10 protein-coding genes are annotated in these 12,839 nt (G+C 48.0%); 6 read left to right on the forward strand and 4 right to left on the reverse strand.

Annotated features, from left to right (window positions below; genetic code table 11):
• The first annotated feature begins 216 nt into the window (after window positions 1–216).
• The 6 genes from QNJ26_07400 (at window position 217) to QNJ26_07425 (ending at window position 9,248) form a co-directional block, all read left to right on the forward strand.
• Complete coding sequence (locus QNJ26_07400; GenBank protein MDJ0985353.1) at window positions 217–990, forward strand: acyl-CoA dehydratase activase; 774 nt, start codon at window positions 217–219, stop codon at window positions 988–990.
• A gap of 635 nt (window positions 991–1,625) precedes the next feature.
• Window positions 1,626–4,520, forward strand: coding sequence for a PAS domain S-box protein (locus QNJ26_07405; GenBank protein ID MDJ0985354.1), 2,895 nt, complete (start codon window positions 1,626–1,628; stop codon window positions 4,518–4,520).
• A gap of 33 nt (window positions 4,521–4,553) precedes the next feature.
• On the forward strand, window positions 4,554–5,081 hold the full coding sequence (locus QNJ26_07410; protein ID MDJ0985355.1) for a 4-vinyl reductase: 528 nt from the start codon (window positions 4,554–4,556) through the stop codon (window positions 5,079–5,081).
• Between the two features lie 11 nt (window positions 5,082–5,092).
• Window positions 5,093–8,386, forward strand: a complete 3,294-nt coding sequence (locus QNJ26_07415) for a response regulator (GenBank protein ID MDJ0985356.1) — start codon at window positions 5,093–5,095, stop codon at window positions 8,384–8,386.
• Between the two features lie 75 nt (window positions 8,387–8,461).
• Window positions 8,462–8,878 carry an ATP-binding protein gene (locus QNJ26_07420; protein ID MDJ0985357.1) on the forward strand — a complete coding sequence of 139 codons (417 nt, stop codon included), beginning with the start codon at window positions 8,462–8,464 and terminating at the stop codon, window positions 8,876–8,878.
• Window positions 8,879–8,909: 31 nt separating this feature from the next.
• Window positions 8,910–9,248 (forward strand): STAS domain-containing protein, encoded by a 339-nt coding sequence (locus QNJ26_07425; protein MDJ0985358.1) that lies wholly within the window; start codon window positions 8,910–8,912, stop codon window positions 9,246–9,248.
• A 179-nt stretch (window positions 9,249–9,427) separates the two neighbouring features.
• Here the strand turns inward: QNJ26_07425 and QNJ26_07430 are convergent, their stop codons facing one another.
• The 4 genes from QNJ26_07430 to QNJ26_07445 form a co-directional block, all read right to left on the reverse strand.
• The gene (locus tag QNJ26_07430; protein MDJ0985359.1) at window positions 9,428–9,865 is read right to left on the reverse strand and encodes a GNAT family N-acetyltransferase; all 438 of its coding nucleotides are present in this window, start codon (window positions 9,863–9,865) and stop codon (window positions 9,428–9,430) included.
• A 26-nt stretch (window positions 9,866–9,891) separates the two neighbouring features.
• Window positions 9,892–9,990: a DUF2080 family transposase-associated protein gene (locus QNJ26_07435; protein MDJ0985360.1), complete on the reverse strand. Its 99-nt coding sequence runs from the start codon at window positions 9,988–9,990 to the stop codon at window positions 9,892–9,894.
• A gap of 571 nt (window positions 9,991–10,561) precedes the next feature.
• On the reverse strand, window positions 10,562–11,899 hold the full coding sequence (locus QNJ26_07440) for a (Fe-S)-binding protein (GenBank protein MDJ0985361.1): 1,338 nt from the start codon (window positions 11,897–11,899) through the stop codon (window positions 10,562–10,564).
• Window positions 11,900–12,080: 181 nt separating this feature from the next.
• Window positions 12,081–12,761, reverse strand: a complete 681-nt coding sequence (locus QNJ26_07445) for a nitrate reductase (protein MDJ0985362.1) — start codon at window positions 12,759–12,761, stop codon at window positions 12,081–12,083.
• Between the last annotated feature and the right edge of the window lie 78 nt (window positions 12,762–12,839).

Raw genomic sequence — 12,839 nt, forward strand, 5'->3', positions numbered from 1 at the left:
GTCTCAAACAGGATAGCCAGGCCCTGGAAGGCTGTTTATCCGTTTTTTCCTTGACCTCATTCAGCAGTCAAATTAGTCAAATTCCAGCTAATATCTAAATACAACCGGTGCGCTTGCAGCGCCCAGAAATTGAAAAATCAATAAAAGGCTATATTATTATGTCATCCTTTCTAAAACTTGGCGCTTGAACACTTCTATTTAGCGGAGGTAATTGAAATGATAACAGCAGGAATTGATTGTGGCGCCAAAAACACAAAAACGATTATCTTGCAACGAGGTCAGATTATCGGCAAAGCCATGCTCACCACCGGCTATGATCAAGATAAAGCCGTTATAGATTCCCTAAAGCAGGCAGCCGAGGATGCCGGCATTTCACGTGCCGATGTCCAAAGAATTGCTGTTACCGGATCCGGCAGGTGGGCGGTAAAAACTGCCGATGATACCATCAGTGACATCAAGGCCATGGCCAAAGGCGCCCATTTTTTCTTTCACAATTCCCGCACCGTCATCGATGTCGGTGCCGAAGAGGGTCGGGCGGCCAAAATTGACGAACACGGCAACGTGGTGGATTACGCGATTAATGAGAAATCCGCGGCCGGCGCCGGCACATTTATCGAAGGCATGGCCCGGGCGCTTGATGTGACCGTTGAAGAAATGGGGCCCTTGTGCCTTCAATCGGACAAAGACATCCCCATGAATGCCCAGTGCGTCATTTTTGCCGAATCAGATGTTGTTAACCTGATCCACGCCAATACCGCCAAGCCTGAGATCAGCAAAGCCATCCATGATGCAATCGCCAGCCGAATCGCTTCCATCGTCCGTCGCATCGGGATCAATGAAGATATCGTCATGTTCGGTGGTGTGGGGTACAATCCCGGATTTATATCCGCGCTTAAAAAAGAATTGAAAGTCGATACCATCTATATCCCGGATGAACCTGAATATGGCACTGCGTTTGGCGCCGCTGTATTGGCGGCCGAAACGCAATGATAGCTAATCTTATATGGCCGAATTCATATTTTTTTTAAATTTATTTACCAGCTTTTCGGCATCATATTTGATTATCCGGTGGTTTCAGGTGTCAGGTGCCACTTTACGGCCGCTGGCTTCTCGCTTCTGGCTGCTGGCCTGGACAAGCAGTCAACAAATTGATTTCCAAATCTGTTAAATTGTAAGGATTATCGTTTTCAGGTGTTAGTCCCCCTCATTGACCCTTACATTTATCACCTGCTTGCCGCGCCGTCGCTTTAGCGAAGGCGGGATACCTGAACCTAGGATACTACCAGTTTTTCAAATTATTATTTGATTTAGATGCGTTATTTTGTGGATAAATATCGAACCTATTGTAATTAAACGATTTTCAGATCGGTTTTTTAGTTCGTATGATGCGCAATGGGGATATTATAACCTAAACACCCATTTCATTTATCCTAAATTTAGTGCACAGCTTCCCAATTATCTATTACAGATTCCGAATAAACAAATACAAAGTATTCCATCCCGGTGGTGATCCAGAAATGTTCAAACAAAGTCACGCGGTAGGGCATAGGTGGCTCTGAACCGTGTTTTAGACATAGCTAAAATTTGTAGATCGAATCCAATTGCGTTTTATCTTGAGGCATATTATGTCCCGCTTGCTGCTGCAGGGTTTCATAAAAGATCGCCAAGCATCTCAAATCGGATCCATTAAAAAATTAGGCATCCTGCTTCTTTTAGCCATTGGATTTCTTGTACTGGTGACTGTTCTGGCCGTGTTCGCTCTTGAGCGGATCAAAGCTAAAATTCAAGCCGATACCGGCGAGGCTCTGCAAATCGTATTACAAACCACCCACGAGTCCCTGAACCTGTGGGTGGAATCCAACAAATTCCAAATCAGACAAACCGCAAATGACGCGACATTGATGACCTTGGTCGAGGACCAGCTAAAAGTCCCCCGCAATAAAGACACCTTGTTAAAAAGCCAAACTTTACCGAAATTGCGTAAATTTTTCAGGAGTAAAAGTGATCAGTTCGGGCAGGCCGGCAGTTTTTTTATTATTTCCCCGGATTTGGTCAATATCGCAACCATGCGTGATGGCAACATCGGGGCCAAGAACGTGATTGCCAACCAGGCCCTGGATCTTCTCAACCAGGCTTTCAAGGGTTCGGCTGTATTGGTGCCTCCGATATGGTCTGATCAGGCTTTGAAAGCATCTTCTAACGGTAAGCCGAAAAATACGCCAACCATGTTTCTGGCAGCACCCGTGAAAAATATCCAGGAAAAAATTATTGCCGTCGTTGCGCAGCAAATCGATCCTTCCGGGGAATTTACCCGACTGATTCAACTGGGGCGCATCGGTAAAAGCGGCGAAACTTATGCTTTCGGCCGCTATGGCAAGCTGCTTTCCGAAAGTCGTTTTGAAGATGATTTGCGTCGGGCTGGGCTGCTCGGTAAAAACGAAAGCAGCATTCTAGCGGTCAGCGTACGTGATCCCGGCGGTGATTTGACCAGGGGCTATTCTGCAGCGGTTCCCAGATATCAGCAGCCGCTGACCCTGATGGCCCAAGAAGCAACCAAAGGAAAAGCCGGCCTGAATGTGACCGGATACCGCGATTACCGGGGTGTGCCGGTTTACGGCGCCTGGTTATGGGATGATAAATTAGGAATCGGGCTGACCACCAAAATTGATGAAGCAGATGCCCTCGGCCCCTATTTTGCAACACGCACGGTGATCCTGAGCGTGCTGGGGATTACGGTTTTGTTGGCCCTGGGCTCGTTGGCGTTTGCGGTGCTCATTGAGGAGCGCGCCAGTCGCGCTTTACAAAAATCCCATGACGAGCTTGAATTTCGGGTCGAGCAAAGAACCGCTGAACTGAAAGAGAACCAGGCGCGGCTAATGGAGAGCGAAGAACGTTTTCGGGGTTATTTTGAGCACAGCCAGGTCGGTATGACCGTCACCGCACCGGATAAGGGGTGGATAGAGGTTAACGGCCAGTTACAGCAGATGCTGGGGTATAACCTGGACGAGTTGCGCCAAATGACCTGGGCTGAGCTGACCCACCCGGACGATTTAGCAGCGGATTTGAAAAACTTCGAGCGAATGATGGCCGGTGAGATTGACGACTACGCCATGGACAAACGTTTCATCCGCAAGAACGGCGGGATCGTGTATGCGAACATGACGGTCACTTGCGTGCGCAATGAAGATGGTTCCGTTCAAAATGTCCTGGCCTCGATGCTGGATATCAGCGAACGTAAAGAGGTCGAGCAGGCTTTGTTCGAAAGCAGAGCAACTGCGCGAGGGCTGTTGGATGCCACCCAGGAATCTCTCATTCTGCTGGATAAAGAGGGCATCATAATTGCCGTAAACCAGACCGCCGCGCACAGACTGCAGCAAAAACCGGCAGAACTCATCGGAACCAACCGTTTTGATCTATTACCTGGAAATGTACGCACGTTGCGGAAAGCACATTTTGAAAAGGTTTTGCAAACCGGTGAGCCTGAAGATTTTGAAGATGTTCGGGACGAAATGATATTTCATAATATTTATTATCCGGTTCGGGATAAAGACGATGTTATCATGGGGGTTGCCATTTTTGCCCAGGATATCACCGAGCGCAAGAAGGCCGAAAAAGCCATAATGGAGCGTGAACAGCAAATCACCGGCATTCTCGATCATACCTTTGGGTTGATCGGGTTAATGAGACCCGACGGAACTGTCATTCGGGTAAATAAAGCAGCTTTGGAAATGGGCGGCATCAGCGAGACGGATATCATTGGCCAGGCCTTCTGGAAAGGGCCATGGTGGTCCCACTCAAAGGAGCTCCAGACGTGGTTGCAGGGCGCTATAAAACGGTCGGCCGGTGGGGAATTCATACGCGAGGAAACAACTCATCCGGATCCGGACGGAGAAATTCATTTCGTAGACTTTTCAATCAGCCCTATCAAAGACGACTCAGGGAAGGTAATTCTTTTGGTCCCTGAAGGATATGATATTACCGATAAAAAGAAAGCTGAAGAAGCCATTCGCGAAAGCAGAGAGCGGCTTGATACCATCCTGAAAACCACCGCCCAGGGATTCTGGCTTAATGATCCTGATGACAATATGATGGAAGTCAATGACGCCATGTGCAAAATTCTGGCTTTGACAAAAGAAGAGATCATCGACCGGAATTTTTTTGAATTTCTCGATGAGGAAAACAAGGAGATTGTGCATCAGCAGAATCTGATGCGCAAAAAAGGCATCCATAGTATGTATGAGATTTCGTTAATGCGATCCGATGGGCAGCAAGTCCCTTGCTTGATGAACGCCTCCCCCCTTTTAGATAAGGAAGGGAATGTTGTTGGTTCATTTGGTATGACAACCAACATCGCCGAGCGCAAGCAGATGGAAGAAGAATTAAGACGCAATGTGGATGAACTGGAGCGGTTTAGCAAGGTTGCCTTTGGGCGGGAAAAAAAGATGATCCAGCTCAAGCAGGAAATTAACGCGTTAATGAGCCAAATGGGTCAAGGGGAAAAATATAAAATTGTAGAATGATCTTCATAAACGCCGGCATAAGGAGGTGCAAATATGTTCAAAGAAGAAAGAGAAGAGCTCAAATTCGATTGGAGCATGATTGGCAATATCGGGGAAGGGCGCCCCAACCTCGGCAACACCATGGATGTCAGCGTTTACCGGCTGATGCAGTTTACCCTCAGGGATGTGCTCATCAAGCAATTCGATGCGGAAACCGCAGATAACATATTTTATGAGGCCGGCAAACATGCCGGCAAAGAGTTTTGCAAAGAGTTGATCACCCGCAAAGATGATTTTAATGCATTTGTGGTCGAGCTCCAGGAGTTGCTAAAAAAGCTAAAAATCGGCATTTTACGCATAGAAGAAGCTGATCTTGAAAAAATGAACTTTATGTTGACGGTTGCTGAAGATCTGGATTGTTCCGGCCTGCCGGCTAGTGACGAAACCATCTGTACCTACGATGAGGGATTTATCAGCGGGCTGCTCTCTGAATACACCGGGAAAAATTTCAGCGCCAAGGAAATCGACTGCTGGTGTTCCGGTGATAGGGTCTGTCGCTTTGAAGCCAAATCAGTTGCCTGAGGATTCAGCGAATGCTTAAAGTAAAAGAGGAAGATATCGATAAAATAACAGAGGTTTTTTATCTGATTCTCAAGGGTAAAAAGCCGACATCTATCGAGCTGCCTGAAGATTATCCGGACAATGAAATCAAACAGGCGGTCAGCTACATCAATAAATTCATTGCTGAGTATAACGGCGTGACAGAGCTCATTTATACGCTGGCCAGGGGCGATCTGAGTTTTGAAGCACCCAAAGGGAAAATGCTCATCCTGCAGTCGCTAAAGAATTTGCAGGCCAGTCTAAGACATTTGACCTGGACGACCCAGCAGATCGCCAAGGGGGATTTCAATCGCGAAGTCGATTTTATGGGAGAGTTCTCAGCCGCCTTCAACAGTATGGCCCGGCAGCTAAAGAATTCCTTCACAGAACTGTCAATTATCAATCGTGTGGTGCAGGACCTGAGTGGAGAACTGGATTTTCAAAAGATGATTGAGCTCGCCAGCCAGACGCTTAACGAAATGCTCAAGGCCCACACCCTATATATTGCACTGTATGACAAGCAGAGCCAATCGATTAGTTTTCCCTATTACAAGGCCGGCAACCAACAAAGACAACAGCCATCGATGTCCCTGGGTCAGGGATTGACCTCAAAGGTCATAGAATCGGCGCAGCCCCTGTTGTGCGGAACCTGCCAGGAACAGAACGACCAGGGTGTCGTCATTGCATCCGGCGAATGTGAGACGTATCTGGGCGTGCCCATTTTAATCGGCAAAGAGGCAATCGGTGTTCTCAGCGTGCAGCATCCCGACGCGAATCGGTACAGTCAGGATGATGTGCGCCTGGTGAGCACGATTGCCGCCAATCTGGGGATTGCCTTAGAGAATGCACGCTTATTTACCGAATCGCAAGCCGCCAATGAAGCGCTTGAAAACCGTGTCAATGAGTTGGATGACGCCCGTCTGGCCATGCTGAACATGATGGAAGATCTCGATGAGGCCCGAAATGAAGCTGAAGATGCTACTAAGGCCAAAAGCGAATTTCTGGCTAACATGAGCCATGAAATCCGCACGCCCATGAATGCCATTATGGGGATGGCGCATCTGGCTTTAAAAACTGATTTGACGCCCAAACAATACGACTATTTGAAAAAAGTAGATATCTCCGCCAAGTCCCTGCTGGGAATTATCAACGATATCCTGGATTTTTCCAAGATTGAAGCCGGCAAATTGGATATGGAGTCCGTGGACTTCCAACTGGAGGATACACTGGACAACATCTCCACGCTGGTGGGTATCAAGACCCAGGAAAAGGGGTTGGAGCTGCTGTTTAAGACCGACCCTTCCGTACCGTCGGCGCTGGTCGGCGACCCCCTGCGCCTGAGTCAAATTCTCATCAACTTGTCAAACAACGCTGTCAAATTTACCGATAAGGGGGAGATCGTCGTCTCCAGTGAATTGGTTGAAAAAGACGAGGAGCAGGTTACCCTAAAATTTTCGGTTCAAGATACCGGCATTGGCATGACCCCTGAACAAGCGGCCAAGCTTTTTCAACCGTTTATGCAGGCTGATTCCTCTACTACCCGTAAATACGGCGGCACCGGTCTGGGGTTGACGATCAGCAAGCGGCTGGCCGAGATGATGGGTGGTGAAATCTGGGTGGAAAGTGAGCAGGGCCGGGGCAGCACATTTAGTTTTACCGCCAACTTCGGCCTGGGCGATGGGATGGCTAAAAAGCAGTATAAGCCCGCTTCTACGATGCGCGGCATGAAAGTGCTGGCGGTGGATGACAACGCCACGTCAAGGGATATTCTGCAGGATATGCTGGTATCTTTTACCTTCGATGTCACTGTGGCTGCATCCGGGCCAGAGGGCATCGCTGAAATTGAAGCCGCCAACAAAGATAAACCATTTGAGCTGGTGATCATGGATTGGAAGATGCCGGATATGGACGGTATTGAGGCCTCCAAGCGCATTAAACAGCACAGGGATTTGAGTAACATTCCAGCCATCATTATGGTGACCGCTTACGGCCGCGAAGAGGTCATGCAGCAGGCGGAGGAGCTCGGACTCGACGGCTTTCTCCTGAAGCCGATCAGCCCTTCGATGCTTTTTGACGCCATTATGCAGGCGTTTGGCGAAGCGCTGCCCGAAACCTCGCGAATTGCCCAAAGACATGAACAGGATGCTGAGGCGCTGAATAATCTGCCAGGCGCCCATGTGTTGTTGGTCGAAGATAATGAAATCAACCAACAGGTGGCCAAGGAAATTCTCGAAGGTGCCGGTTTAAAGATTACCCTGGCCACCAATGGCCAGGAGGCCGTTGATGCGGTCAAGGAGAATGCGTATGACGCGGTGCTCATGGATGTGCAGATGCCGGTTATGGATGGGTATACCGCCACTCGCAAAATACGCGAGTGGGAAACAGAGGTCAGAGGTCAGAGGTCAGAAGACAGAGAAAGAGGCTCAGCCCTCAGTCCTCAGTCCACAGAACTACCCATCATTGCCATGACCGCACATGCCATGGCCGGTGATGAGGATAAGAGTTTGCAGGCCGGTATGAACGGGCATGTGACCAAACCGATTGATCCGGATCAACTGTTTGCCACGCTGCAGGAATGGATAAAGCCGAGTGAGAAACGCGTCCAGCTCCAACAAGCGGATATTGGTGCTGAGAAACCTGAGCCGGATCAGGCGGTCGAGGTAAAAGATGAGCTTCCGGCGGCTTTGCCGGGCTTTGATCTAGCAGATGGACTAAAGCGACTGCAGGGCAACAAAACGCTCTATCGGAAATTGCTGCTCAACTTTGGAAACGATTACAACACGGTCGCAAATGACATCCGCAAGGCACTCGATGCAAAGGATTTTGATCAGGCGCACAGCCTGGTTCATAATCTTAAAGGGCTTGCCGGTAATCTGGCCGCCACGGACCTGCAGTCCGCTGCAGTTAATCTGGAAAACCTTGTCAAGGGTATTGGAAATAAAACACCATCGGCCGAAAAATTGAATCTAAAATTCTCGGATCTTGAGAATGCGCTCAATCAAGCCCTTGAATCGGCTCGGAGTATTGGCGCATCTGCTCAAGAATCCGTCTGTGAGCTGTCCGATGATGAGATTGCAGCTATTCCTGCTGAATTTGCTCAAGATATTGCCAAACGCATTCGTGATGCAGCAGAGATGGGGGATGTTATGACATTGAATGCCGTTGCGGAGGAAATCAAGACGCATTCAGATGCCTGTGAGCCGCTTAGTAAACAGATACTTCAACTGGCGGAAGACTTTGATCTCGATGGCGTTCAACAATTAGCGGATGCATTAGATGCCTGTTGAATTTTTATTTTTTTACTTCTATACTGATTTTTCGATTGATTATCGCTCACACGGTTTTTGCCAAATGGAACCCATATGAAATCACACCAATATTCGTTTGAGCTCAAAAACGACCTGTCCGAACTGGAAACCCTATGCCAGCATTTGAATAAATTTGGCCAGGATACCGGGCTATCGGAGGCCTGCCTCACCGATATCAATATCTGCCTGGATGAACTGTTCACCAATATCGTCTGTTATGGTTTTAAAGACAAGTTAGAGCATCTCACTCTATTTTTACTGCAGCTGAGCAAAGATGTGCTGACGGTAGTCATTGAAGACGAAGGGGTGGCTTTCAATCCGCTTGAAAAAAAAGATCCGGAAATCCCCGACGATCTGAAAGATGTCAGAATTGGCGGCCTCGGAATACATATTGTCAGAAAATTAATGGATGAACTTCACTATGAAAGAAAAGACAGTAGAAATAAGTTGACCTTAAAAAAAAGGGTCTAATTTTTTTGATAAAGCCGGAAAGGAATTAAAAATGGAAATCGAGCACAGAGTGGAAAATGAAATCCTGATTTTTGCCATCAAAGGACGGCTGGATGCGGCAACAGCATCAACAGCAGAAGACACCATAAAAGAAACAATGGCGGATGATACCAAGCAACTGCTGTTTGATCTGAGTGCGCTTGAGTATCTAAGCAGTGGTGGCTTGCGCGTTATTCTGGGGGCTGCTAAAGAAATCAGGCGCCGGGAAGGTAAAGTAGCACTTGCCGCTCTAAAGCCGTATGTTTATGAAATTTTTGAGGTCAGCGGTTTCACGGCCATGATCCCCATCAAAGATACTGTTGAAGAAGGTCTCCAAGACCTAGCATCGTAGAAAAGCGATGCGTTTCTGGCTACTGGCCGCTGGCTTCTGGCTGCCGACCATTGATCATCTGGCACATTTTGCGGGCGGGGATAAACCCCGCCCCTACAAGTTCGATTAAACGTTTTTGTGTAGGGGCGGGCTTAATACTCGCCTGCCGATTGAATAAGCCGGTTGCCAGCCGCCAATGCCTAATTGATAGCTTTCTTTAAATTGATAAACGCGCTGCGGTCAAAGCCAAGGGTTTTGAAAAAGGAAAGCAGATCGGTTGAATCCCAGCGGACGGAGGTATAAACTTTTTCAATACCCGCCGCCTTATAAATTTCAAATATTTTTTGGGCCATTTCAGCCCCGATACCCTGGCCCATGAATTCGGGATCCACTCCCACGGTCGCAATCCAGGCACTTTTGGTTTCACCAAAACCGGCTGTCAGGATATAGCTGATCATAAAGCCCACGACTTTGCCTTGATGTTCGGCCACATAGCACGCTTCCTCGCCATTTTGGGCATGCCCCTCCACCACTCTTTTAAAATCCGGTTCTACCGGACGGCGTGTAATAGCGGCGTAAATTTGGGTAATCGTTTCTGCATCTTCCACTTGTAAACGTCTGACTTGAAAATTCTCCACGGGCAAAATCCTTATCGCTGGAAGGGTTAATCGGTTCTGATGATTTTTACCTTATGACCGACCCAATTGGGCGGGAGATAAACTCGACCACTGTTACCGCTTGATTTGACTCGCTTTTCGATCATTTCTTCGCCGTATATTTCAAACTTCACCCTGTTATCCGGCGTCGCAGCGGCGGATTTATTTCGATCATCAACTTTTTTCTTATTTTCGTTTTTTGCGTTTGCCACGATGAAAGGCCTCTTTCTTCAAGCTGGTTGTTTCAAAAAGTTTGGTTGGGTTTTCAGAACGGCTCCCGATGGGTCACCTGCAAATAGAAGGTCTCATAAGGTCTTGAAATTACATTTTTAATATTAAGACTTCGTTTTGATAAAATACATAGTAGAGCTACATTAAAGCTACATTGTATCAGAGTCAAGCAAAAATAATGAAAATTAACTGGTACTGACACGGTCAATTTTTAAATCTGTCATCGAAAAGGCGATCGTAAGATCACCTTAGGTATTGAAGTGGAGTCGATCACCACCCAAGCAGCGGTGGTCGAAGACGGCTGGCTGCCGGCCGGTGCGGTGAAATCGACCTAATGGTGGTCAGCGTTCTGGAAACAAAAATGGGGCATGCCATCGAGGTATCTGAAAAAAACCCGGCTCATAGGAACCATCGGGGCGGCCTTGATTGCCAGCTCACAGAAATAAATTAATCTTGGTTTTCGGGATCCAGCTTGAGGTGGTCTGGCACAATCATGGATTCGACAATGATCTCCTTGAGTGATAGGGCTTTGATGTTCAGCTCAAATTCTTCACCCAGATCATTAATCTGGTCAAAGCAATTGTGGCAGGGCGTGATCACGATTTTAGCGCCGGTCTCTTTGATTTGATCGGCCTTTAACTTGCCGGATGCCATGCGGTAGGGTTTATAGTCCGGGCCCATGGGCATAATACCACCCCCGCCGCCGCAGCAATGATTGTGTTCCCGGTTGGGGGCCATATCCCTGAAATCTTCGGCAATGTAAGGAATGATCTTGCGGGCATGCTCCCACAGGCCGCCGTTGCGCGACACGTTGCAGGGGTCTTGGTAGGTGATCGGTTCTTTTATTTTTTTGTCGGGATCGATCTGGATGCGGCCGTCGCGCAGATATTCATGCATCAACTGCACATAATGCTTAATTTTAACCGGCGGTTTACCATCCGGGTAACCAGCCATATAGGGGCCTTCAAATGCCATCGAGCGGTAGGCATGACCGCATTCGGTTATCAGAACATACTGGGCGTTTAGCTCCTGGGCTTTGTCATATACATTTTTGACTTGTTTACCGGCCAGCTTGCGGTTGCCCGCAAACATCGGCAGATTGGTGCAATCCCAGCCAAAGGTCGGCATGGTCCAGCTTTCTTTGGCGGCCGCAAAAATGATTGCCGCATATGAAATGTCCTGAGGGTAATAAACCGGTTCGCGCGGGTTGACGGTGTACATGTATTTGGTATCGGGCTGGTCGATGGGAATGTCCACCCCTTTGTAATCATCTTCGACCTCTTCAACCATCCACTCACAGGTGTCGACGAGTTCTTCAACCGGTATGCCCATATGATTTCCCGTTTTGTCGCAATGGTCAGAAAAATAAGCCAATTGCTTGGGCGTGATGCCCTGGGAGTGGCAAATGCTGCGGGTAATGGTAATCATGGTGGCCACATCGATGCCAAAGGGGCAGTACATTGAGCAGCGTTTGCACATCGTGCATTGCAGCCAGGCGATTTGGTAGCATTTTTTCAAAAAAGCGCGGTCCACCTTGCCTTTGCGCCGGTACATCTCACCTAGCGTGTGTCTGAACTTATAAGCGGGGCTTAGATGGGGGTCCCGCTCATTGGCCACGTAAACAAAACAGCTTTCAGCGCACAGACCACAGCGCGAGCAAATGCTCAGCCAGGTTTTTATACGGGCGCCATCGTTGGCCTTCAATATGGCGCGCACCTGGTTGACATCTACCGGTTTGTCGGTATCATCCTCGTATTCAAACTTCTTTTCGGCAATGTCTGCCATTTTTAAACTCCGAAATATATGAGAGAGTTAAGAAGTTCTCTCGCAAAGACGCAAAGGCGCAAAGATTATTTAAAAATCATTTACCTTTGCGAGCTTGGCGGCTTTGCGTGAGGTAACATCTTTATTTCCATTTTCGTAAAACCTATATCAAGCCTACATTAAATTAAGAACACTCGAGTTTTTACCATGATCGGGCTCCTCTCCGCCCACCCATCTCAAAGCCGATAAACGCCCGGGTGAAAAAGAAAAGGATCATGTGTGCCAACTTGGTGATCGGGATCAGAATCAACAGAATTTGACTGAATACAATATGCAAGATCAGCATCACTTCATATGGCCCCCATTGATGATAGGCCAGGAAACCAGAAATAAACGGCAGCATGGTGATCACCAGCAGCGTGTAATCCCAGGCACTGGTTAAGATTCTGACCTCAGGTCTGATTCGACGACGCACAATTAAAAACAGGGCCGCAGCAATAAAAACCAGGGTCAACCCGTCGGCCCACCCGTCGGGCAGAGACCACAGGGTGATGCCGAAAGCTTCCTCCCATAAAAAAATGTGGGCGCTTAAAAACAACGGCACAGCCACCAGCGACAGATGAAAGATAAAAGCGACAATCGAAAAAACCGGCTGCTGCCGCATAGAGGCGCTGGCAAAGGGGATGATCCAGTGAACAATGGATCGCAATCCCCAGTCCGCATTGAAATGATTGTAAATGACGCGATCTTTTTTACGACTCAGGCGAAATAAGAAAGCCATTCGGATAAGCAGCCCGCCGACAAAAAAGATAAAGGTAAACCAGAGGGCCGGCCCGGTTAAAAATTCATAAATGCTGTTCCAGTTTAAATTTGCGTTTGGCATTGGTTAATTTGTTGATCTGAATCTGAGCACATTAAGACGTTCTACTGATTGAGCCAATGGTACAGATGAAGCCAAAAA

It is taken from the genome of Desulfobacterales bacterium, from assembly GCA_030066985.1.
Classification (GTDB): domain Bacteria; phylum Desulfobacterota; class Desulfobacteria; order Desulfobacterales; family JAHEIW01; genus JAHEIW01.